This window comes from Ramlibacter lithotrophicus (assembly GCF_012184415.1).
GTDB lineage: Bacteria > Pseudomonadota > Gammaproteobacteria > Burkholderiales > Burkholderiaceae_C > Ramlibacter > Ramlibacter lithotrophicus.
Genome location: NZ_VTOX01000012.1, coordinates 62,389 through 84,925, shown reverse-complemented (window position 1 = coordinate 84,925; position 22,537 = coordinate 62,389). Strand labels below are relative to the sequence as shown.

Here is a 22,537-nt window from a genome sequence, read left to right as displayed (position 1 = left end):
GCTGGTGGACGCCCGCCGATGGGCCCGGACGGCGCGGATGGGCGACACTCCTTGAAACAGGTGCGATGCCGGGCTTCACCCGGCGTCCATGTCGGCCGGCCATGCTGCGGCCAACCACCCGAGTCACGGAGTCCCATGAAAAAGCTGATCGCATTCACCTTCCTCGCCGGCAGCCTGCTGGCCGCGCAGGCGTCCGGGCTGGACAGCCTGGAGAAGTTCGTCCAGACCGCCAAGACCGGCCGCGCCGAGTTCACGCAGGTCGTCACCTCGCCGGCGCGCGAAGGCCAGTCCGCCAAGACCAAGAAGTCGTCGGGCACCTTCGAGTTCGCCCGTCCCGACCGCTTCCGCTTCAACTACAGGAAGCCCTTCGAGCAGACCATCGTCGCCGACGGCCAGACGCTGTGGCTGTACGACGCCGACCTGCGGCAGGTCACCCAGCGCAAGCAGGCGCAGGTGCTGGGCTCCACGCCGGCCGCGCTGATCGCGTCCGCGCCCGACCTGGCGACGCTGCGCCGCGACTTCGAGCTGCAGGCGGCCGGCGAGAAGGACGGCGTGCAGTGGGTGCAGGCCACGCCGAGGAACAAGGAAGGCCAGTTGCACGGCATGCGCGTGGGTTTCCGCGGCGACCAGCTGGCCGCGCTGGAGATCCTCGACAGTTTCGGGCAGCGCTCCATGCTGACGTTCAGCAAGATGGAGGTCAACGCGCCCGTCGGCCCGGAAGTGTTCAACTTCAAGCCGCCGCAGAACGCGGATGTCGTGAAGCAATAAGGGTCGACCATTCCGGTAACCAGACGTTTCCTGTATAACGCGATGCTTCGCGTGTTACGGGAGCGGCCATGGAGATTCACGGCACGAACGGCGATGACCTGCTCATCGGTACTTCCGGCGACGACATTCTGCTCGGGCTCGACGGCGACGACGTCCTGCGCGGTGGCGCCGGGGGCGACGTGCTCGACGGTGGCGCCGGGCTGAACGATACGGCCGATTATTCGGACGCCTCCTCGGGCGTGGAGGTCAATCTCTGGATGAACCTCCACGCGGGCGCGGCGGCGGGTGACAGCCTCTTCGATATCGAAAACATCCTCGGCTCACCGTTTGCCGACACCATTGTCGGCAACGAATTCGCGAACCTGCTCGACGGGGCGGCCGGCGACGACACGTTGTACGGCCTGGCCGGGGACGATGTCCTGCGCGGTGGCCCCGGGGCCGATTGGCTCGATGGCGGCAGCGGCGCCGGCGACAGCGCCAGTTATGCCGGCGCCCCCGGTCCCGTGCTGGCGAGCCTCGCGACCGGCACCGCGACGGGCGGCGACGGCAGCGACACGCTCGCGAACATCGAGCGGCTGATCGGCTCCGGCTTCGACGACACGCTCTCCGGCGACGACTGGGACAACATGTTGCTGGGCGGGGCGGGCGACGACGCCTTGTCCGGCGCCGCGGGCTCGGACGTCATCGTGGGCGGCCTGGGCAACGACACCATCCACGGCGGCATCGGCGTCGACACGGTGGACTACCTGGGCGGCGGGACCGTGGCCGGCGTGGTCGTCGACCTGGGAGCCGGGACGGCTTCCGGCGGGGCCGGCAACGACCTTCTGTCGGGGATGGAGAACATCAGCGGTTCCGCTTTCGACGACATCCTGACCGGCGACGCTGGCGCCAACTTCATCGACGGCCATGCCGGCGACGACGTCCTGTCCGGCGGTGGCGGTCGCGACAGCTTCGTCGGAGGCGCCGGCAACGACACCATCGACGGCGGCGCGATCCTGGATCGCACGACCTACAAGGATCTCAACAGCGTCGGCTACGCCTCGTCCACATCGGCGGTGAACGTCGATCTCGCTTCGGGCATCGCGCAGGACGGGCTGGGCGGCACCGACACGCTGGCGAACGTCAATGCGGTCACGGGATCGGCGTTCGGGGACACGATCTCGGGCAGCAGCGATCCGACGCTGTACGAGCAGTTCGAAGGCGGCCTGGGCGCCGACTTCATCGACGGCGGCCAGCTCGACACGGTGCTGCAGCGCAATTCCAACCAGGCGAGCTACGCCGGCGCGCTCGGGCCGGTGAGCGTCGACCTGGCGGCCGGCGCCGCAAGCGGCGCGGCGGGCGCCGACACGCTGGCGAACATCAACCGGGTGGTCGGCAGCGGCTACGACGACACGCTGCTCGGCTCAGCGAGCGCGATGCCCGAACTGTTCGAAGGCGGCGCCGGCAACGACGTGATCGACGGCCGGGGTGGACTGGACATCGCGCGCTACGAGTCGGCGATCGCAGGCGTCACCGTCGACCTCGCCGCAGGGGTCGCCAGCGGCGGTCTTTCGGGCACGGACTCGCTGCACAACATCGAAGGGATCCAGGGATCGCGCTACAACGACGTGCTCGTGGGCGGCGCCCCGGCCAACGGCGCCGGAGCGCTCGACGGCCTGGAACTGTTCACCGGCAACGCGGGCAACGACACCATCGACGGCGGCGCCGGCTACGACGTCGCCGACTACAGCACCTCCACGTTCGGCGTCACGGTCACTCTCGGCGGCTCCAGCCAGGGCAGCGCTTCCGACGGCTGGGGCGGCGTCGACATCCTGGTCAGCATCGAGGGCGTCCGCGGCTCGGCCCAAGACGACTGGCTGACCGGCAGCGACAGCGGCGCGGTGGAAACCTTCGAGGGCGGGGCTGGCAACGACGTCATCGACGGCCGCGGCGGGCTGGACATCGTGGATTACCGGTTCGCACCCGCCAGCGTCACCATCGACGTGGGTGCGGGAACGGCCCTCGATGGGTACGGGACCAGCGACACGTTGAGCGGGATCGAGGACGTGCGAGGGTCCACCTTCGGCGACGTCATCACGGGCGACCGCGGCGCCAACCGGATCGAGGGAGGCGCCGGCAACGACACGATCAACGGCGGCGCCGGTTTCGACATCGCCGTCTTCAGCGGCGCGCAATCCGGGTACACGATCGTGCGGCGCGGCATTTCGGTCACCGTGACCGGCCCGGACGGCACCGACTCGCTGAGCGGCGTGGAGACGCTCAGCTTCAGCGACGGCGACCTGGTGCTCTGGGGCCCGGGCCTGCACGGCAAGGGCGGCGCCGCGATCGTCGGATCGTGGCCGGACCTGCTGGGGTAGCACGCGGCGGGCGAGGCACGAGTCAGCGGGGTCGGATCACGATTCAGGACGATGGTCTGGCCGGAGCGTGAGGTCGCCTACGAAATCGTGCTCTGACCCCGATGACGGCGCGGCCGGAGCGTCAGCGCTTCTTCCGCCGGCCAAACCGCAATCGGGGCCCCCCGATTGCTCCGTTGTTGCCCGGCCGAGGCTGAACGCGCGCCCGCTCTAAACTCCACGGGTGACGAAGAAGGTCCCCGCCGCCCACCAGCCGCTGGCCGAGCGCCTGCGCCCGCGCACGCTCGGGGAGGTGATCGGCCAGCAGCACCTGCTGGGCGCCGGCATGCCGCTGCGCATCGCCTTCGAATCCGGGCAGCCGCACAGCTGCATCCTGTGGGGGCCGCCGGGCACCGGCAAGACCACCATCGCGCGGCTGATGGCCGATGCCTTCGACGCGCAGTTCATCCAGATCAGCGCCGTGCTCGGCGGCGTGAAGGACATCCGCGACGCCGTCGAACAGGCGCAGCTCGCGCAGGGCACGGCGCTGGAGAACGCCGCCGGCGGCGGCGGCCGGCGCACCATCGTGTTCGTCGACGAAGTGCACCGATTCAACAAGAGCCAGCAGGACGCGTTCCTGCCGCACGTCGAATCGGGCCTGTTCACGTTCATCGGCGCCACCACGGAAAACCCGTCCTTCGAGGTCAATTCCGCGCTGCTGTCGCGGGCAGCGGTCTACGTGCTGCAGCCGCTGTCGGAGGCCGACCTGGCGCAGATCCTGGGCAAGGCGCAGGCGCTGGGCGCCGTGCCGGCGATCGACGAAGCGGCGCGCGACCGCCTGGTCGCCTACGCCGACGGCGACGCCCGGCGCCTCCTCAATACGCTGGAGACGCTCTCGGTCGCGGCCGCCAACGAACGGCGCGAGCAGATCACCGACGAATGGCTGCTCAAGGTGCTCGGCGAGCGCCTGCGCCGCTACGACAAGGGCGGCGAGCAGTTCTACGACACCATCAGCGCGCTGCACAAGTCGGTGCGCGGCTCCGACCCCGACGCCGCGCTGTACTGGCTGGTGCGCATGCTCGACGGCGGCGCCGATCCGCGCTACATGGCGCGCCGCATGATCCGCATGGCGGCCGAGGACATCGGCCTCGCGGACCCGCGGGCGCTGCGGCTGGCGCTGGACGCCGCCGAGGTCTACGAGCGGCTGGGCACGCCGGAGGGCGAACTGGCGCTGGCCGAATGCATCGTCTATCTCGCCATGGCGCCCAAGTCCAATGCCGTCTACGTGGCGTACAACGAGGCACGGGCGCTGGTGAAGAAGGATGGCACCAGGCCGGTGCCCCTGCACCTGCGCAATGCGCCGACGAAGCTGATGAAGGATCTCGACTACGGCCGCGACTACCGCTACGCGCACGACGAGGAAGGCGGGTTTGTCGCCGGGGAGAACTACTTCCCGGAAGGCATGAAGCCGCCGCAGTTCTACCGGCCGGTGGAGCGCGGGCTGGAGATCAGGATCGCCGCCCGGTTGGCGGAATTGCGCGAACTCAACAAAGCCCGACGCGGCTGACCTGCGTCAACTCCGCGGCCGCAGTCCCTAGGGAGAACCCGGGGGAAACGGAGACTTTCTGCCTCAACCGCTCGCTACAATCCAACCCGCAGAACCCGCCTGAGGACTCGTGGCGGGTTTTTTGCTGATGGGCCGCGGCGTCCACAAGACGCGGCGGCCGCGAGGCGGCGCATTTCGCCCGGGCGAGGCGCCGGTGGGGACGCCGGTACAACACGGAGAAGTTCTATGGAAATCCTGCTGCAGCAGATCATCAACGGTCTGGTCCTGGGCAGCATGTACGCGCTGGTGGCGCTCGGCTACACCATGGTGTACGGCATCATCAGCCTGATCAACTTCGCCCACGGCGAAGTCCTGATGATCGGCGCGCTCACCAGCTGGGCGATCATCATGGGCATGCAGGAGGCCATGCCGGGCATGCCGGGCTGGCTGATGTTGCTGGTCTCGACGCTGATCGCCTGCGTGGTCGCCTCGGCCCTCAACTACACCATCGAGAAAGTGGCCTACCGGCCGCTGCGCGACAGCCCGCGGCTGGCGCCGCTGATCACCGCCATCGGCATGTCGATCCTGCTGCAGACGCTGGCGATGATCATCTTCAAGCCCAATTACAAGCCCTATCCGACCTTGCTGCCGCCGACGCCGTTCCAGGTGGGCGGGGCCGTGATCACGTCCACCCAGATCATGATCCTGGGGCTGACGGCGATCTGCCTGGCAGTGCTGATGTACCTGGTGAACTACACCAAGCTCGGACGCGCGATGCGCGCCACTTCCGAGAATCCCCGGGTGGCGGCGCTGATGGGCGTGCGGCCCGACACGGTGATCTCCGCCACCTTCGTGATCGGCGCCGTGCTGGCGACGATTGCCGGCGTCATGTACGCGTCCAATTACGGCACGGTGCAGCACACCATGGGCTTCCTGCCGGGGCTGAAGGCGTTCACGGCGGCGGTGTTCGGCGGCATCGGCAACCTCGCCGGGGCCGTGGTCGGCGGCATCCTGCTGGGCCTGATCGAGGCGATCGGCTCCGGCTACATCGGCGTGCTCACCGGCGGCGTGCTGGGCAGCCACTACTCCGACATCTTCGCGTTCATCGTGCTGATCGGGATGCTCACGCTGCGGCCGTCCGGGCTGCTCGGCGAACGCGTGGCCGACCGGGCCTGAGGAGAAGACGCATGCTGCACTTCATCAACAAGGGCAATCGCACGCTGGTGGTCGGCCTCTCGGCCATCGCGCTCCTGGTCCTGCCGCTGCTGCTGCAGTCGCAGGGCAACGCCTGGGTCCGCATCGCCGACACGGCGCTGCTCTACGTGCTGCTGGCGCTGGGCCTGAACATCGTGGTCGGCTACGCCGGCCTGCTGGACCTGGGCTTCGTCGCGTTCTACGCGATCGGCGCGTACATGTTCGGCCTGCTCGCCTCGCCGCACCTCACCGACAGCTTCGAGTGGATCGGCGCGATGTTCCCCGAGGGCCTGCACATGCCGCTGTGGATCGTGATTCCGGCGGGCGCGTTCCTGGCCGGCATCTTCGGCATCCTGCTGGGGGCGCCGACGCTCAAGCTGCGCGGCGACTACCTGGCCATCGTGACCCTGGGCTTCGGCGAGATCATCCGCGTGTTCCTCAACAACCTGGACCACCCGGTCAACATCACCAACGGTCCGAAGGGCCTGAACCAGATCGACCCGCTGCACTTCTGGGGGCTGAACCTCGGGCGGCCGCTGCAGATCGGCGACTACGAGCTGGCCTCGGTCACGCTCTACTACTACCTGTTCCTGGGACTGGTGCTGGTGAGCATCGTGATCTGCCACCGGCTCGAGCTCTCGCGCATCGGGCGCGCCTGGATGGCGATCCGCGAGGACGAGATCGCCGCCAAGGCGATGGGCATCAACACCCGCAACATGAAGCTGCTGGCGTTCGGCATGGGCGCCACGTTCGGCGGCGTTTCCGGTGCCATGTTCGCCGCCTTCCAGCAATTCGTTTCGCCCGAGTCGTTCAGCCTGATGGAGTCGGTGATGATCGTCGCCATGGTGGTGCTGGGGGGCATCGGCCACCTGCCGGGCGTGATCCTGGGCGCCGTGCTGCTGTCGGCGCTGCCCGAAGTGCTGCGCTACGTGGCGAGCCCCTTGCAGGCGATGACCGACGGCCGGCTCGACTCCGCCATCCTGCGCCAGCTGCTGATCGCGCTGGCGATGATCATCGTGATGCTGATGCGCCCGCGCGGCCTGTGGCCGGCGCCGGAGCACGGCCGGTCGCTGACCCGGCGCGCCGCCGCCGCGACCCCGCCGGCCGCCACCGCCGTCGTGAAGTGAGGGCGGCCATGGCAGAAATCATCCTTCGCGTCGTCGACATCTCCAAGCGCTTCGGGGGCCTGCAGGCCTTGAGCGGCGTCGGCATCACCATCGAACGCGGCCAGGTCTACGGCCTGATCGGGCCCAACGGCGCCGGCAAGACCACGTTCTTCAACGTCATCACCGGCCTGTACACGCCCGACAGCGGCACCTTCGAGTTGGCCGGCAAGCCGTACCGGCCCTCGGCCGTGCACGAGGTCGCCAAGGCCGGCATCGCCCGCACGTTCCAGAACATCCGGCTCTTCGCGGAGATGACCGCGCTCGAGAACGTGATGGTCGGACGGCACGTGCGGACCCACTCGGGACTGGTCGGCGCGATCCTGCGCACGCCCGGCTTCAAGCGCGAGGAACACGAGATCGAGGAGCGCGCCCACGAACTGCTGGAATACGTCGGCATCGGCAAGTACGCCGACTTCAAGGCGCGCACGCTGTCGTATGGCGACCAGCGGCGGCTGGAGATCGCCCGCGCGCTGGCGACCGATCCGCAGCTGATCGCGCTGGACGAACCGGCGGCCGGCATGAACGCCACCGAGAAGGCGCTGCTGCGCGAACTGATCGACCGCATCCGCAACGACAACCGCACCATCCTGCTGATCGAGCACGACGTGAAGCTGGTGATGGGCCTGTGCGACCGCGTCACCGTCCTCGACTACGGCAAGCAGATCTCCGAAGGCACGCCGGGCGAGGTGCAGCGCGACGAGCGGGTGATCGAGGCGTATCTGGGCAAGGGCAACGCCGCGCACGCGCTGCCGACGGGGGAAGCGGCATGAACACTCCGCTGCTGAAAGTCAGGGGCCTGAAGGTGGCCTATGGCGGCATCGAGGCCGTCAAGGGCATCGACTTCGAGGTGAACGAGGGCGAACTGGTCACGCTGATCGGCTCCAACGGCGCCGGCAAGACGACCACGATGAAGGCGATCACCGGCACGCTGCCGATGAACGACGGCGACATCGAGTACCTGGGCCAGAGCATCCGCGGCCGCGGCGCGTGGGACCTGGTCAAGGACGGCCTCGCGATGGTGCCGGAAGGGCGCGGCGTGTTCACCCGCATGACCATCGCCGAGAACCTGCAGATGGGCGCGCACATCCGCAACGACCACGCGGAAGTGGCCGCCGACCTCGAGAAGATGTTCGCGCTGTTCCCGCGCCTGAAGGAGCGCCGCGACCAGCTGGCCGGCACGCTGTCGGGCGGCGAGCAGCAGATGCTGGCGATGGCGCGCGGCCTCATGAGCCGGCCCAAGGTGCTGCTGATGGACGAGCCCTCGATGGGCCTGTCGCCGATCCTGGTCGACCGGATCTTCGAAATCGTGCGCGACGTCTCGGCGCAAGGCGTCACCATCCTGCTGGTGGAGCAGAACGCCAGCCGCGCGCTGCAGATCGCCGACCGCGGCTACGTGATGGATTCCGGGCTGATCACGATGCAGGGCGAAGCGAAGAAGATGCTCGACGACCCGAAGGTGCGGGCCGCGTACCTGGGCGAATGAAACCCGGCCAAAAGGTACGCCCGCGGACCTTGCGATCCGCGGGCGTCCCGCCTTCCGGCGTCCCTGAGCTTTTTTCGATTCTTCCCTGAGCTGTTCTTCTAGTACCGGTACTGCAATCCCAGGCTGGTGGACCGCACCGGGTCGCGGCCGCCGCTGGCGAACCGGAAATCGTTGCTGTCCCACTCCAGCGTCGCCGACAGCCGCGGCGTGAAGTCGTAGCTGACGCCCGCGCCGTACGACAGGCCCATGCCGCGTTCGGTGCCGCCGGCGATGCCGCTGCCCGCCAGCGTGGAGGTCTCGGTGCGCCCGTAGGTCGCGCCCACCTTGCCGAATACGCTGAACTGCCATCCCACCGGTGCCTTGCCCACCAGGCTGAGGTTCAGGCCCTGCGCCTTCGTGGTTCCGCCAGCACGGTCGATTCTGCCGAGATCGAGATAACCGAGCTCGACCCCCCAAAAATTCCCGGACATCGCGCCGGCGGTCACCTTGACGGACTGGTCGGACTTGTCGCAGACGAAGGCGACGCCGCCGCAGTCGAGGCTGTAGCGCGAGCGGCCCAGGCTCAGGCCCAGGTAGCCGCGGGGCTTGCCGAACCAGTCGCCGCCGGTGGCGGAAGGGCCGGAGCCAGGGGCGGTCTGCGCCGACGCGGCACCCCAGAACGCTGGCGCGGCGGCGAGAACCACACACACGACGCTTCGCAGGGCTGCCATGACGGCTCCTTTTTCGTGACTGGCAGAGTCACTGTAGCCAGCGGTAACGGATGGGCGTGTAAGACAAACCGCACAAGGGCCGTAGGACTCAACAGCCGTTGGCCGGAAGCGACAGAAGGCCCCCCGTCAATCCACTTTCGCTCCGGAGATCTTCACGATCTTCTGGTACTTGGCAAGCTCGGCCTGCATGAAGCGGCCGAATTCCTCGGGGGTGTTCGTCACCGGCTCGGCCATCAGCGTGGCGAAGCGCGTCTTCGCCTCCGGCGTCTGCAGCGCCGCCACGAAGGCCTGGTTCAGGCGGGCGACCACGTCCTTCGGGGTGCCGGCGGGCGCGACCAGGCCCCACCAGGTATCCACGGCGAAGCCGGGGATCGTGGCGGCCACCGGCGGCACGCCCGGGAGCGCGGCGGACGGCTGGAGCGTGGTCACGGCCAGCGCCTTGAGCTTGCCGGCGCGGATGTTGGGGGCCGCCGTCGCCAGGTTGTCGAAGTTGAAGTCGACCTGGCCCGACAGCAGCGCCAGTTGCGCCGGGTTCCCGCCGTTGTACGGGATGTGCACGGCGAAGATGCCGGCGCCTTGCTTGAACAGCTCGCCCGCCAGGTGGCCGGCACTGCCGTTGCCGCCGCTGCCGTAATTGAGCTTGGCGGGGTTGGCCTTGGCGTACGCGATCAGGTCGCGCAGCGTGTTGATCTTCAGGCGGGCGGCGGTCTCGGCGTTCATCACCAGCACGTTGGGCACCCGCACCATCTGCGTGATCGGCGCGAAGTCCCTGGCCGCGTCGTACGGCATCTTCGAGAACAGCCACGGGTTGATGGCGTGGGTCGCCACGGCGGAGATGCCGATGGTGTGGCCGTCCGGGGCCGCCTTGGCCACGGCGACGGCGCCGATGTTGCCGCCGCCGCCCGGCTTGTTCTCGATGATCACGGTGCCCAGGCTGTCCTTCACGCGCTCGGCCAGGACGCGGGCCGTGACGTCGATCGGGCCGCCCGGCGCGTACGGCACGATCAGGCGGATGGGGCGGTTCTGCGCCTGGGCCCAGCCGGCGGGAAGGGAGAAGGCCGCGGCGGCGGCGAGCGAGGCAAGGATGAGGTTTCGGCGAGTCATGGCGGTATTGTGCAGAAATGCCGGAAGAGGCAACGCGCCTCCCTGGAATGGTCGAGCTGAACATCCGACGGAGAAGTGCCGATATCCATCCGCCTGCTGCTCGCCGCGACGCTGTAATGCCGCCGGCGGCGAGGCAAAGTGGGTCCCCCGGGAAGGCGGCGGCGAGTATCACGCTAGCGAATGGATGCCATCACTATTAAAAAGTGGCGGAATATCGGTACAAACCCTAATATTCGGGCATCCGCTCAGCGCTGTTGCCGGGCGCTACGAAAGGGAAACCCGAAATGTCCGCCAGCGTCACCCACGTCAATCATCAGGGCGACCACTACCACCAGGTGCGCGCCGAGTTGGCCCAGCAAAGCTATGAGCACACCGTGTTCACGCTGCGGCTGGTCGGCCGGTTCGCCAGGCGCGCGGCAACGGCCGTCGGCCAGGCGCTCATGCGCTGGGCCGTCGCGTACGAGAAGACCGCCCAGCAGCGCATCATGCGCGAGCTGGCGCTGAGCCACCCGAGCCTGGTCGCGGAGATCCGCGCCGCGCGCTCCACCGCCGCCGCGGAAGCGGCCCGCCGCTCCCCCGTGATCGGCATGTGGGAGTGAAACTCGCCGGGCGGCGGCCTTCGCGGCCACCGCCCGACTGACGGCCGCGGCCAGGGGCAGGCTGCTGCCGTCGCGCTGCCAGGCAGCGCCGCTTGCGTTCACGGTTCGTTCAGCGTGCCGCCCGCACACTCCTTCCATCCAAGAAGGAGTCCCCGATGAACCGCTCGATCCTTTCCCGAATCCTGGTGCCGGCCGTCGCCGCAGCCACCCTCGGCGCCGCGGCCGTCGCCAATGCCGCTCCCGACGTGTACCTGTCCGTGCAGCTGCCGGTTCGCGCTGCAGCGCCTGCCTACGTGTACGACGCCGCGCCCGGCTACGGCGGCGAGTGGCGCCATGACGATGACCGATACGACGACCGGCGCCGCGACCGCCGTGCCGAGCGGCGCGCGTGCCGCGCCGCCGCCTGGGACCCCGGCGCCCGCTACTGGCCGGGCCAGCGGGTCTGGCGCAACGGCGACGTGTACGTGGCGACCCGCCTGTCGGCTTCCGTCTGGAACGTGAACAGCCCGCCCGAGTGGACGCCCAACTACTGGGCACCGGTCAACTGCTCGCCGCGCGACGACCGGCACGCGTGGCAGGGCCGCCGCGGCGACTGGCGCTGATCGGGGGCGATGGCGCTGCTCAGGGACGCGGCAGCGCCACGTCGACGCGGGCGCCGCCGAGCGCCCCGCGCGACAGCTTCAACTCGCCGCCGTGGCTCGCGACCAGTTCGTTCACCACCGCCAGGCCGACGCCATGCCCCGGCACGCGTTCGTCCATGCGCACGTGCAGCCGCAGGATCGCCTCGGTGTCGGTGAAGCCCGGCCCGTCGTCCTCCACCGCCAGCCGCAACCGGTCCGCCTCGAGCCAGGCGCGCGCCTGCACCCGCTGCCGAGCCCACTTGGCGGCGTTGTCCAGCAGGTTGCCGGCGATCTCGAACAGGTCGCCTTCGTCGATGCGCCAGGCCAGGTCGGCCGGGCATTCGACCTCGAACGTCAACTGCTTCTCCGCATGGACCTTCACCAGGGCATCGCGGATGCGCTGCAGGACCGGCGCGACCGGCAGCGGCGCCGCGAAGCGTGACGTGCCTTGCGCGGCCGCGCGCCCGAGCTGGTGCCGCACGATGTCGTCCATGCGGTCCACCTGTTCGCGCACCGTGCCGGGCAGCCGCTGCGGCTCGTCGAGCGCGCTGCGCAGCACCGCCAGCGGTGTCTTGAGGCTGTGCGCCAGGAAGCTCAGCGCTTCCTGGTAGCGCGTTTGCCGCACCCGCTCGTGCCGGATCAGGGCGTTGAGGTTGTCGGTGAGGGCGGCGATCTCCCTCGGATAGCTGCCTTCGATGCGACCCTGCGCGCCGCTCTCGACGCCGTGGATCTCGGCGGCCACACGGCGCAGCGGCGCCAGCCCCCAGCGCAGCAGCAGGCCCTGGGCCAGGAGCAGCAGCACGCCGGCGCCGCCCAGCCACGTCCACAAGGTGCGCGCGAACACCGCCAGCTCGCGCTCGAAGGCGGCGCTGTCTTCCAGCACGGTGAGCACCAGCGGCGCCTGGTGCCGGCCGGCGGCCCAGTTCACGCCGTAGCTGGTCGCCAGGAAGCTGCGGCCGGCGCCCTGGACGACGTCGTGCCGCCACTGGCCGGCCGCCACCTGCACCGCCGGAAACGGCGGATCGGCGCCGAGCGTGGACGGCGAGTGCCAGCGTTCGTCGCGCTTGACGTTGCGGATGCTCGCGTACAGGCCCGACTGCGGCAGCGTGAGCCGCGGCTCGGCGAACCCGGGCGGCATCACGAGCGCGCCCGCCTCGTCGAGCTCGGCGCGGGCCAGCAGCAGGTAGATCGTCGTCTGCAGCCGGCCGAAGTGGACCGCCCGCACGCTGTCGGCATGGGCGCGCTGCACCGCCAGCCCGGCCCCGGCGATGAAGGCCAGCAGCACCAGCGCCGCCCCCACCAGGAGCCGGGTGCGGATCGAGCGGGCGGGCCTCATGCCAGCGCGAAGCGGTAGCCCCGGCCGCGCACCGTCTCGATCGGCGCGAGGCTGCCGCCCGCATCGAGCTTGCGCCGCAGCCGGCCGATCAGCACTTCCAGCACGTTGCTGTCGCGGTCCTCGCCATGCGGATAGAGATAGTCGGCCAGTTCCTGCTTGGTCACCACCCGGGCCCGCTCGCGGACCAGGTACTCCAGCAGGCGGTACTCGAAGGCCGTGAGTTCCACCGGCTCGCCGTGCAGGCGGACCGATTGCGAGGAGAAGTCGATGGCCAGGGGCCCGAGCGTGAGCACCTCGCTGGCCGCCTTGATGGCGCGCCGCAGCAGGGCCTTCACGCGGGCCGCGAGTTCCGGATACTCGAACGGCTTGACCACGTAGTCGTCGGCGCCGGCCTCCAGCCCCGCGACCTTGTCCTGCCAGCTGCCGCGCGCCGTGAGGATCAGCAGCGGGATGGCCCGGCCCGCGGCGCGCAGGCGCTGCACGATGGTCAGCCCGTTGACCTTGGGCAGGCCCAGGTCGACGATCGCCAGGTCGAACGGATATTCCTGCGCGAGGAAGAGCCCTTCGGCGCCGTCCGCCGCCTGGTCGACCCGGTAGCCCTCGGCTTCCAGCTGCCGGGCCAGCCCCTGCCGCAGCGCGTCGTCGTCCTCGATCAGCAGCAGGCGCACGGCCGGTCCGTCGCTATTGCGCCTGCCCGCTGGCCACGTCGACCAGGATCACCCGCACTTCGCCGCTGGGTGTCAGTACCTTGACCCGCCACACCGGCCGGCCACCCGACTCGGCCTGTTCCACGGCCAGCACCCGGCCGCCGGTGGCGCGCTGCGCGATGGCGGCGGCCGCGTCACGGCTGACGGCGGCCCAGGCCGGGGCCACGTTGGCCGCGAGCAGGGCGGCGCAAAGAAGGGTGCGAAGGAGGTTCACGGCGCGTGCGCGATCAATAAGGGCGATGGTACGCCCGCGGTTCCACCGGCGTCACCGACACGCGCACCGGGACGGTCTGCCCCGGCTGCTCGCTGGTCACGATGGTCGAGAGGTGGCCGCGGTAATCGTAAGTGACGCGGTAGCCGGTAAGGCGCTGCTGCGTGTCGTACACGGTGCGGCAGGAACGTACTTCGCGCTGCGCCGGCGCACCGGCCTGCGCCCAGCCGCCCGCGAGGCGGTCGCCGGCAATCGCGCCGATCACCGCACCCGCCGCCGTGGCGGCCTCGCGGCCGTGGCCCTTGCCCACCTGGTTGCCCAGGAGGCCGCCGGCCAGCCCGCCGATGATCACGCCGCCGTAGCCGCCGGCCGCCGGCTGCGCTTCGGTGACCCATTGGCTGGTGCATTCCTCGCGCGGCAGCTGCACCGTCTCGTACTGCGGTTCGACGCTTTGCACCCTGGCGTTGTCGACGAACGATTGGGCCTGGGCGGCCGCGGCGGTCAAGGCCAGCAGGGGAAGAAGCGAAAGGCGTTTCATGGGACTGTCCCTCGTGTTGTGGTGCGCGCAGCGTAAGCCGCGGCGCGTGAACGGAACCTGAACGAAGGCCGAAACGCTGATTTACACCGCGTTGACGCGGTACCGGCGAAGGCGCCGGATCCGTTCAGAATCCGTTCACGCAGCGGGGAGCACCATGCGACGCATCACAACCCAGGAGATCGTCATGAAAGCACTCCCCACCAAATCGCTGGCAGCCGCCGGCCTGGCGCTGGGCCTGTTTGGCGCTGCCTCTGCCGCGCATGCGGGCCGCGGCGAAGTGCACCTTTCCGTCGGCGTCCAGCCGGCATCGAGCTATTACGTCCAGCCGGCGCCGGTCTATGTGCAGCCGGCGCCGGTGTACGTCCAGCCGCGGCCGGTCTACGTGCAGCCGCGCCCGGTCTACGTCCAGCCGGCCCCGTACGGCTACACGCGGCATGACGGGTGGGACGACCGGCGGTGGCAGCGGCGCGGTCCGTACGGCGACCGCGACGGCGACGGCATTGCCAACGTGTATGACCCGGACAGCCCGCGCAACCGGCGCCATGGGCGCATGTACGGTCCGTGGGGCGACCTGGACCGCGACGGCATCCGCAACATCGACGATCGCGACCGCGACGGCGACGGCGTTCGCAACCGCCGCGACCGCGCGCCGGAGAATCCGTACCGGTATTGAGGCATGAGCGGCGGCAAGTCACTGCCGCCATGCTGCTGCAACGCTGCGCGACATGAGCACGGGCCGGCCGTGAGCGGGCGGCGCGGCCGCCCGCAGGTACACTTCAGCCGCCGCGAAGGATCACGCGCGTGGTCCGCGCCGGGAACTCGATACACCTTTCGGGTTTGCTCCGCGCGCCAGGCAGCCTACGCTGATACAGGAAGGTTGTGTGAACAGGCGCCGGTAGCGCCTGCCCGAGCGCGGCGGCTGCCAGCCACGCGTCGCGGCAAGGCGCACACCGCCACATCCGACCACCATGGGTTCGTTCCGTCAGCTGCTGCTCGTTGCCTTCATGCTCATCGCCGCCTTGCTCGGTGCGACGGCCCTGCGCGCCGTGGTCACCCTGGACCGGCTGATGGCGCAAAGCAGCGAGGAATCGGTGCGCGCGCTCGAACTCAGCGGTGCCTCCCACGCCCTGGCGGCCCGCACTGCCGCGATGGAACGGGCGGCGCGCCAGTCACTCGTGCTCAACGACTCGCTGCTGCGCCGCCGCTTTGAAGAAGAGATGCAGGCGGCGCGCAGCACGCTGCAGCAGCTCGCCGAGGACGGTGTGGCGCAGCAGGACGCGGTCGAGTGGCGGGAACGGCTGGACGCCATCGTCGGGTTGCTGGACGGCCCGCCGGCGACGGCACTGGACCGGGAGCGCGATGTCGCGGCCGCCTTCCGGGAGCTGGACGAGATCACCAGCCGGCTCGCCGGCAGCGTGCAGGCGGCCATCCAGCAGCGCAACGGCGCGTTGCAGGCGCGCCTGGAGGCGAGCCGTGCCCGGCTGATGCAGCAGGTGCTGGCCGCGATCGTGCTGGCGATCGTCCTGGCCGTCGCCATGGGGCTTTGGCTCGCGCGTCCTTTCAGGCGGCTCCAGCGGGCGATTCTCGCCCTGGGCGAGAACCGCCTCGACCAGCCGATCCACATCCGGGGGCCCTCCGACGTCCGCCGGGTGGGCCAGCAGCTCGACTGGCTGCGCCTGCGCCTGATGGAACTCGACGCCGACAAGGCCCGTTTCCTGCGCCACGTGTCGCACGAACTGAAGACGCCGCTGGCCGCCTTGCGCGAAGGCATCGCCCTGTTGCGCGACGGCGTGGCCGGCAAGCTCGGCAGCGACCAGCAGGAGGTCGTCGGGATCCTGCATCAGAATGCGTTCGCGCTCCAGGGCCAGATCGAGGCGCTGCTGCGGTTCAATGCCGCCGCCTTCGAGGCACGGCAGCTCCGGCGGCGCCCCGTCGACCTGCTCGAGCTGGTGCGCGAGCAGGTGCAGGCGCAGCGTCTGCAGTGGCAGGCGCGGCGCCTGTCGGTGCAGGTCGAAGGCACGCCCGCCACGCTGTCGGTGGACCCGGACAAGCTGGGGGCAGCCGTCGCGAACCTGCTGTCGAACGCGATTCGTTACTCTCCCGAAGGAGCCAAGATCATTCTCAATGTCTCCACCGGCGCCGAAGGCGTCCGGATCGACGTGCGCGACGAAGGCCCGGGGGTCGCGGACCAGGACCGCGAGCGCGTGTTCGAGCCCTTCTATCGGGGCGAGCGCCAGCCGCGCGACGCGGTGCGCGGCAGCGGCATCGGCCTGTCGATCGTCAACGAGTACGTGGCCGCCCACGGCGGCCGTGTCCGGCTCCTGCCGGCCGGCCGCGGCGGGCATTTCCGCATCGAGCTTCCGCATGCAGCCTGATCGCCTCTGCCCCTCGTGGCGCGCTGCGTTCTCCATCATGGCCGCGTCGATGGCGATCGGCGGCTGCGCGCTGTTGCCCCCGCCGTCGCCGTCGCCGGTCCCGGCGGTCGTCGCCGCGCCGCCGCCGCCCGCGCCTGCCGTGCAGCCGCCACCATCACCGGCACCGGCACCGGCAGCCCCCGTGCAGTTGCCCCCCGCGCCTGTCCACCCGCTCGAGCAGGCGCTGGCGCATGCCGACCGCGCGCGCACCATGTCTGCGGCCGAACTGGCCCAGGAGATCGCCCGCGTCGGCGACGGCGGCGACACGGGAATGGGCATCATGCAGGCCAGCCTGCTGCTCGCGCAGGCGCGCGGCCCGGCGAACACCGCCCGAGCCCAGATGCTCCTGCAGCGCCTGCTGGCTCGCGGCGACGCGCAGTCCCGCGCGCTGCATCCGCTGGCGCGCCTGCTCGCGGCGCACTTGTCCGAGTCCAGGCGCGCCGATGAACACAACGAGCGCCAGGCACAGCTGTTGCGGGACACGCAGCGCCGCGCCGAGCAGCTCAGCGAGCGGCTGGAAGCCGTGCGCGCGATCGAGCGCAGCCTGCCGTCCCGGCCGGGTGCCGGCGCGTCGGCGCCCACGCGCCCGTGAGAATGCCCATGTCAGCCGAAGCCCCCACCCAGCCACCATCCGCGCCGCATCTCCTCGTGGTCGACGACGATCCCGACATGCTGCGGCTGCTGTCGATGCGGCTCGCCGCGGCGGGCTACCGCGTCACGACCGCGCCTTCGGCGGAAGCTGCGCTGGTCCAGATGGAGGCGCAGCGGCCGCAGCTGGTGCTGAGTGACGTGCGCCTTCCGGGCCGCGACGGACTGGCACTGTTCGGCGAGATCCGCCGGCGCCACCCCTCGCTTCCGGTGATCCTGCTGACCGCGCACGGAACGATTCCCGATGCCGTCGAGGCCACCGCCCGCGGTGTCTTTAGCTACCTGACCAAACCGTACGAGAGCAAGGAGCTGCTGCACAAAATCGCCGAAGCGCTGGCGGTCGCGGCCCCGGCGAGCGCGGCGCCGCACGCGCAGGAGGCGTGGCGGGAAGAGATCATCAGCCGCTCCAGCCGCATGGCCGAGGTGCTGGCCGAGGCGTGGATGGTGGCTCAGTCCGATGCCAGCGTGCTGCTGCGCGGCGACAGCGGCACCGGCAAGGAGATGCTGGCGCGTGCCATCCACCGCGCCAGCCCGCGAGCGCAGCGCCCCTTCATCGCCGTGAACTGCGGGGCGATTCCGGAGGCCCTGCTCGAGTCGGAACTGTTCGGCCACGTCAAGGGCGCGTTTACCGATGCGGTGGCGAACCACAAGGGCCTGTTCCAGGCGGCCGATGGCGGGACGCTGCTGCTCGACGAGATCGGCGACATGCCGCCGGCGCTGCAGGTGAAGCTGCTGCGGGTGCTGCAGGAGCGCGCGGTGCGGCCGGTGGGTTCCAGCCAGTCGCACGCGGTGGACGTGCGGATCATCTCGGCGACCCATCGGGACCTCGAGGCCGCCATGGCCGCCGGCCAGTTCCGGGAGGACCTGTACTACCGGCTGAACGTCGTGACGCTCACGCTGCCCACGCTGGCCGAACGGCGGGAGGACATCCCGCTGCTGGCCAACCACTTCCTCGGCAAGCTCGCCGCCAAGTACGGCAAGCGTCTCTCGGGATTCGCGCCGGAGGCGACCAAGGCATTGATCACCGCCGCCTGGCCCGGCAACATCCGCCAGCTGTACAACGTGGCGGAGCAGGTCTGCGCGCTGGCGACCACGCCGCTGATCCCGCTGGCGCTGGTGCAGCGTGCGCTGCGGGTCCCGTCGGTGCAGGTGCTCACCTATGCGCAGGCCAAGCAGCAGTTCGAACGCGAGTACCTGGTCGGGCTGCTCAAGCTGACGGACGGCAACGTCGCGGACGCGGCACGCCTGGCCGATCGCAACCGCACCGAGTTCTACCGGCTCCTGCAAAAGCACGAACTCACCCCTGCCCACTTCCAGTCCTGAGGGGCGGGCAAGCGCCGGCACGGCAGGGCTGTCGCCATCCGGCGACAGCGGCAAGTGCTTGCCCCACGCAGCGTTCTTCCCCGACGGCGAGCGGAGTTGTCGCCGGCTGGCGACAAAACCGCCCCCGGCCGCCTCCCCGCAGCGGTACCGTAGTCGCCGCGAGCGCCGGGGTGACGCGCAAGTGACTGATTCTGCTGGCTTTTCTCGGACTGGCACGAAGGGTGCGTTCGACGCCGCCGATGCACTCCTGGCGTTCTGTGTCGAGGCGGCTTGCCGCCCCTCTTTTCCTGCTCCATCTCGCACTGCCCGCGGCCGTCCAGGCGCAGGCAGCCCAACCCGGTAGCACCTTCGGCTTCGAGACGGTCGCCGCGATCGCGCGCGATCGCGCCGTGGCCGCCTGGCGGGCGGCACCGGACGCGCTGCCGGCGGAGTTGCAGGCGCTCGACTACGACCGTTACCGCGACATCCGTTTCCAGCCGGCCCGGGCCCTGTGGCGCGACGCGGCTCTGCCGTTCGAGGTGATGTTCTTCCACCTCGGGCTCTACCAGCGGGAGCCTGTGCGCGTGAACGAGATCATTCCCGGCGGCGCACTCGTCGTGCCGTACCGGCGCGGTGACTTCGACTTCGGGCGCAACCAGTTGCGGCCGGAGACCTGGGGCGACCTGGGCTTTGCCGGGCTGCGCATCCACTATCCATTGAACACGGCGCCGTACAAGGACGAGCTGGTCACCTTCCTCGGCGCCAGCTACTTCCGGGCCCTGGGCGCCGGCCAGCACTACGGCCTGTCGGCACGCGGTCTCGCGATCGACACCGTCGGCGGCGACCGGGAGGAGTTCCCGCGCTTCACCGAGTTCTGGCTTCAGCGGCCCGCCCCTGGCGCCCGCGAGGTCACGGTGTACGCGCTGCTGGAGTCGCCACGCGCGACGGGCGCCTACCGGTTCGAAGTGGTGCCCGGCTCGACCACGACCATGCGGGTGCAGGCGCGCATTTACCTGCGCGGGGGCGCCGCCAGGCCGGTCGCGACCCTGGGGCTCGCGCCGTTGACCAGCATGTTCTTCTTCGGCGAGAACCAGCCGCGCGGCGGCGACTTCCGCCCCGAGGTCCACGACTCCGACGGCCTGCTGGTGGCCGGCGACGCAGGCGAGTGGATCTGGCGTCCGCTGCAGAACCCGGCGCGGCCCAGCACCACCTCCTATTCCGTGCAGCGCCTGCGCGGCTTCGGCCTGATGCAGCGCGACCGCGCCTTCGCCAGCTACGAGGACGTCGAGGCGCGTTACGAGCGCCGGCCCAGCGCGTGGGTGCGGCCGCTCGGCGACTGGGGGCCGGGGCGGGTCGAACTGCTGCAACTGCCCACGCCCGACGAAACCCACGACAACGTGGTCGCGTACTGGGTGCCGGCTTCGCTGCCGGCCCCTGGGCAGCCCCTGGACTTCGCCTACGAGATCGCCTGGCAGGGTGACGAGCAGGAGCGGCCACCGGGGAGCTGGGTCGTCCAGTCCCGCCAGGGCAGCGGTTATCGCCGTGCGGAGCAGCCTCCCGCGCCCGGCGAGGTGCAGTACGTCGTGGATTTCGCCGGACCCGCGCTGCGCGCGCTGCCGGCCGACGCGAAGCTGCGCGCCGTCGTGACCGCCGACGGCAATGGGCGCGTGCTCGAACAGATCGTCTATCCCAATCCCGCCAACGGCACTTGGCGCATGACCTTGCGCGTGCAGCAGCTCGACCCCGCAAAGCCGGTGGAACTGCGCGCCTTCCTGCAACAAACCAACCAGGTTCTCAGCGAAACATGGAGCAACATCATTCTTCCCCGGTAGCCGTGGCAAGCGGCGCCCGGGCAGCCCGGCGCGACATGTTGCGCGAGGAGCGCCATCCCAACTCGCTGACGGCGCCGCCGGTCAACCGCGGCTCCATGGCGCCGCAGCCCTGGCGCGGTTTCTGGCGAAGCAGCGGGGCGGCATTGCTTTCCTGGCTGCGCCCGGGCTCGAGCCGGGATCGCATCGGCGGTATCGAAGAGCCGTGGCAACGCGCGGCCCGCCGCCGGCGGCTTGCCTTCGCCAGCCTGACCTTGGTCACCACCGTGCTGGCGAGCCTGCTCTTCGCCTCGGCGCAGCCGGACTACGGAAACGCCTGGCTCGAATACGGCCAGCTCGCGCTGTTCTCCGTGCTCTCGGCCTGGGTGCTCAGCGGCTTCGTCACCGCGCTCATGGGCTTCTACGTGGTCTTGCGCGGCGACGAGCACGCGCTCTCGGCGGCGCAGGTGCACGCCGACGTCCTGGCGCCCGACGTCCGCACTGCGCTCGTCATGCCGATCTGCAACGAGGACGTGGCCACGGTGTTCGCGGGGCTGCGGGCGACCTGCGAGTCGGTGGCGGCGACCGGCCACGCGGCATCCTTCGACGTGTTCATCCTGTCCGACAGCTCGGACGCCGCGATCGTGGGCAACGAGCGCGCCGCCTGGGCGCAGCTGCGCGAAGCGCTTGCCGCCGACCCGCGTCAGCCGCAGATCGAGATCTACTACCGGCTGCGCTCGCGCCGCACGCACCGCAAGGCCGGCAACGTGGCGGACTTCTGCCGCCGCTGGGGTCGCGACTACCGCTACATGGTGGTGCTCGATGCCGACAGCGTGATGAGCGGCGACTGCCTGGTCGCCATGGTCAAGCTGATGGAAGCACACCCCAGCGCCGGCATCATCCAGACCGCGACCCAGGCGATCGGCCATGCGACGCTGCACGCGCGGGCGCAGCAGTTCGCGTCGCGCGTGACCGGCCGGCTGTTCACGCTGGGCATGCAGTACTGGCAGCTCGGCGAATCGCACTACTGGGGCCACAACGCCATCATCCGCATCGAACCGTTCATGCGCCACTGCGCGCTGGCGCCGATCCCCGGCCGCGGCGGGCTGGCCGGGCCGATCATGTCGCATGACTTCGTCGAGGCGGCGCTGATGCGTCGCGCGGGCTACCACGTCTGGCTGGTCTCGGACCTGACCGGCAGCTACGAGCAGCAGCCGCCGGACCTGCTGTCGGAGCTGCAGCGCGACCGGCGCTGGTGCCAGGGCAACCTGCAGAACGCCAGGCTGATCGCCGAACCCGGCCTGCACCCCGTGCATCGGGCGATGCTCGCCGTCGGCGCGATGTCCTACCTGTCGGCGCCGCTGTGGCTGGCGTTCCTGTCCCTGGGCACTGCCTTCTGGCTCTCGGGCCTGGCGGACGCTCCCGGCTGGCAGCCGCTGCCGACCGAACTGCGGGCGCTGTGGGCGTGGACGCTGTCGCTGCTGTTCATGCCGCGGCTGCTGGCGCTCGCGGCCGTCTTCATGCGGCGGTCGCAGGGCGGCTACGGCGGCGCGAGCGCGCTGCTGCACAGCGCCGCCACCGAGACGGCGCTGTCGCTGCTGCAGGCGCCGGTGCGGATGCTGGCGCATTCGCTGTTCGTCGTCGTGGCGCTGACCGGCATCGAACTCCACTGGCAATCGCCGCCCCGCAGCGCCAACGGCATACGGTGGCGGGAAGCGGCGCAACGGCTCGTGCCGATGACGCTGGTGATCGGCGTGCTCGCGGCCGCCACCATGGCCGTGGACGCGCAGGCCGCCCTCTGGCTGGCACCTGTGGCCGTGCCCCTGCTGCTCGCGCTTCCACTCGCGGTGCTCACCAGCAACCCCCGGCTCGGCGCCCGCCTGCGGGACCAGGCGCTGCTGCTGATCCCGGAGGAGTCGCGCTCACCTGTCGTGCTGCGGCGCGCCTGGCACCACGCCGTGGCGGCCCGCAACGCATGGGTGCGCACCTAGGGAAGCTATGAACAAATTCCGCCGCGCACGACGCGATTTATTCAGAGCTTCCCCAGCCT

General features: G+C 70.3%; 21 protein-coding genes. 15 read left to right on the top strand and 6 right to left on the bottom strand.

Going from position 1 to position 22,537, the window contains the following annotated elements; all coding sequences use genetic code 11:
* The first annotated feature begins 135 nt into the window (after positions 1–135).
* From lolA to RAMLITH_RS23510, 7 genes are all read left to right on the top strand, one after another.
* Positions 136–768 carry an outer membrane lipoprotein periplasmic chaperone LolA gene (gene lolA, locus RAMLITH_RS23540; protein WP_168109903.1) on the top strand — a complete coding sequence of 211 codons (633 nt, stop codon included), beginning with the start codon at positions 136–138 and terminating at the stop codon, positions 766–768.
* A gap of 68 nt (positions 769–836) precedes the next feature.
* On the top strand, positions 837–3,125 hold the full coding sequence (locus RAMLITH_RS23535; protein WP_168109902.1) for a beta strand repeat-containing protein: 2,289 nt from the start codon (positions 837–839) through the stop codon (positions 3,123–3,125).
* Positions 3,126–3,345: 220 nt separating this feature from the next.
* Positions 3,346–4,668, top strand: coding sequence for an AAA family ATPase (locus RAMLITH_RS23530; protein ID WP_168109901.1), 1,323 nt, complete (start codon positions 3,346–3,348; stop codon positions 4,666–4,668).
* A gap of 225 nt (positions 4,669–4,893) precedes the next feature.
* The gene (locus RAMLITH_RS23525) at positions 4,894–5,823 is read left to right on the top strand and encodes a branched-chain amino acid ABC transporter permease (RefSeq protein ID WP_168109900.1); all 930 of its coding nucleotides are present in this window, start codon (positions 4,894–4,896) and stop codon (positions 5,821–5,823) included.
* 11 nt (positions 5,824–5,834) lie between these two features.
* Positions 5,835–6,968: a branched-chain amino acid ABC transporter permease gene (locus RAMLITH_RS23520; protein WP_168109899.1), complete on the top strand. Its 1,134-nt coding sequence runs from the start codon at positions 5,835–5,837 to the stop codon at positions 6,966–6,968.
* Between the two features lie 8 nt (positions 6,969–6,976).
* Positions 6,977–7,777 (top strand): ABC transporter ATP-binding protein, encoded by an 801-nt coding sequence (locus RAMLITH_RS23515; RefSeq protein WP_168109896.1) that lies wholly within the window; start codon positions 6,977–6,979, stop codon positions 7,775–7,777.
* On the top strand, positions 7,774–8,490 hold the full coding sequence (locus tag RAMLITH_RS23510; RefSeq protein WP_168109894.1) for an ABC transporter ATP-binding protein: 717 nt from the start codon (positions 7,774–7,776) through the stop codon (positions 8,488–8,490). The genes RAMLITH_RS23515 and RAMLITH_RS23510 overlap by 4 nt, the downstream gene beginning before the upstream one ends.
* 98 nt (positions 8,491–8,588) lie before the next feature.
* On the opposite strand, the gene RAMLITH_RS23505 is transcribed toward RAMLITH_RS23510, so the two are convergent.
* Both RAMLITH_RS23505 and RAMLITH_RS23500 read right to left on the bottom strand, forming a co-directional pair.
* Positions 8,589–9,200 (bottom strand): outer membrane beta-barrel protein, encoded by a 612-nt coding sequence (locus RAMLITH_RS23505; protein ID WP_168109893.1) that lies wholly within the window; start codon positions 9,198–9,200, stop codon positions 8,589–8,591.
* Positions 9,201–9,326: 126 nt separating this feature from the next.
* Positions 9,327–10,304, bottom strand: coding sequence for a Bug family tripartite tricarboxylate transporter substrate binding protein (locus tag RAMLITH_RS23500; protein ID WP_168109892.1), 978 nt, complete (start codon positions 10,302–10,304; stop codon positions 9,327–9,329).
* A 284-nt stretch (positions 10,305–10,588) separates the two neighbouring features.
* Here RAMLITH_RS23500 and RAMLITH_RS23495 point away from each other — a divergent pair, with 284 nt between their 5' ends.
* Together RAMLITH_RS23495 and RAMLITH_RS23490 are read left to right on the top strand one after the other, a co-directional pair.
* Complete coding sequence (locus RAMLITH_RS23495) at positions 10,589–10,903, top strand: hypothetical protein (protein WP_168109891.1); 315 nt, start codon at positions 10,589–10,591, stop codon at positions 10,901–10,903.
* Positions 10,904–11,058: 155 nt separating this feature from the next.
* A complete protein-coding gene (locus RAMLITH_RS23490) occupies positions 11,059–11,505 on the top strand; it encodes a hypothetical protein (protein ID WP_168109890.1) in 447 nt (148 codons plus the stop codon).
* 19 nt (positions 11,506–11,524) lie between these two features.
* Here RAMLITH_RS23490 and RAMLITH_RS23485 read toward each other — a convergent pair whose 3' ends face one another.
* From RAMLITH_RS23485 to RAMLITH_RS23470, 4 genes are read right to left on the bottom strand one after another with little or no spacing between them, the layout of a single operon-like run.
* Complete coding sequence (locus RAMLITH_RS23485; protein WP_168109889.1) at positions 11,525–12,859, bottom strand: ATP-binding protein; 1,335 nt, start codon at positions 12,857–12,859, stop codon at positions 11,525–11,527.
* Positions 12,856–13,527, bottom strand: coding sequence for a response regulator (locus RAMLITH_RS23480; RefSeq protein ID WP_168109888.1), 672 nt, complete (start codon positions 13,525–13,527; stop codon positions 12,856–12,858). Before RAMLITH_RS23480 ends, RAMLITH_RS23485 begins: the two co-directional genes overlap by 4 nt.
* Positions 13,528–13,540: 13 nt before the next feature.
* Entirely contained in the window at positions 13,541–13,780 is a 240-nt protein-coding gene (locus RAMLITH_RS23475; RefSeq protein WP_168109887.1) for a PepSY domain-containing protein, read from the bottom strand.
* 13 nt (positions 13,781–13,793) lie between these two features.
* Positions 13,794–14,315, bottom strand: a complete 522-nt coding sequence (locus tag RAMLITH_RS23470) for a glycine zipper 2TM domain-containing protein (RefSeq protein WP_168109886.1) — start codon at positions 14,313–14,315, stop codon at positions 13,794–13,796.
* A gap of 184 nt (positions 14,316–14,499) precedes the next feature.
* Here RAMLITH_RS23470 and RAMLITH_RS23465 point away from each other — a divergent pair, with 184 nt between their 5' ends.
* From RAMLITH_RS23465 to mdoH, 6 genes are all read left to right on the top strand, one after another.
* Entirely contained in the window at positions 14,500–14,988 is a 489-nt protein-coding gene (locus RAMLITH_RS23465; protein WP_168109885.1) for a PXPV repeat protein, read from the top strand.
* Positions 14,989–15,283: 295 nt separating this feature from the next.
* Positions 15,284–16,690 carry an ATP-binding protein gene (locus tag RAMLITH_RS23460; RefSeq protein ID WP_168109884.1) on the top strand — a complete coding sequence of 469 codons (1,407 nt, stop codon included), beginning with the start codon at positions 15,284–15,286 and terminating at the stop codon, positions 16,688–16,690.
* Positions 16,680–17,321, top strand: a complete 642-nt coding sequence (locus tag RAMLITH_RS23455; RefSeq protein WP_168109883.1) for a hypothetical protein — start codon at positions 16,680–16,682, stop codon at positions 17,319–17,321. Before RAMLITH_RS23460 ends, RAMLITH_RS23455 begins: the two co-directional genes overlap by 11 nt.
* 8 nt (positions 17,322–17,329) lie before the next feature.
* Complete coding sequence (locus tag RAMLITH_RS23450; protein WP_168109882.1) at positions 17,330–18,700, top strand: sigma 54-interacting transcriptional regulator; 1,371 nt, start codon at positions 17,330–17,332, stop codon at positions 18,698–18,700.
* Positions 18,701–18,939: 239 nt separating this feature from the next.
* A complete protein-coding gene (locus tag RAMLITH_RS23445) occupies positions 18,940–20,511 on the top strand; it encodes a glucan biosynthesis protein G (protein WP_168109881.1) in 1,572 nt (523 codons plus the stop codon).
* On the top strand, positions 20,484–22,478 hold the full coding sequence (gene mdoH / locus RAMLITH_RS23440) for a glucans biosynthesis glucosyltransferase MdoH (RefSeq protein WP_168109880.1): 1,995 nt from the start codon (positions 20,484–20,486) through the stop codon (positions 22,476–22,478). The genes RAMLITH_RS23445 and mdoH overlap by 28 nt, the downstream gene beginning before the upstream one ends.
* Positions 22,479–22,537: the final 59 nt, after the last annotated feature.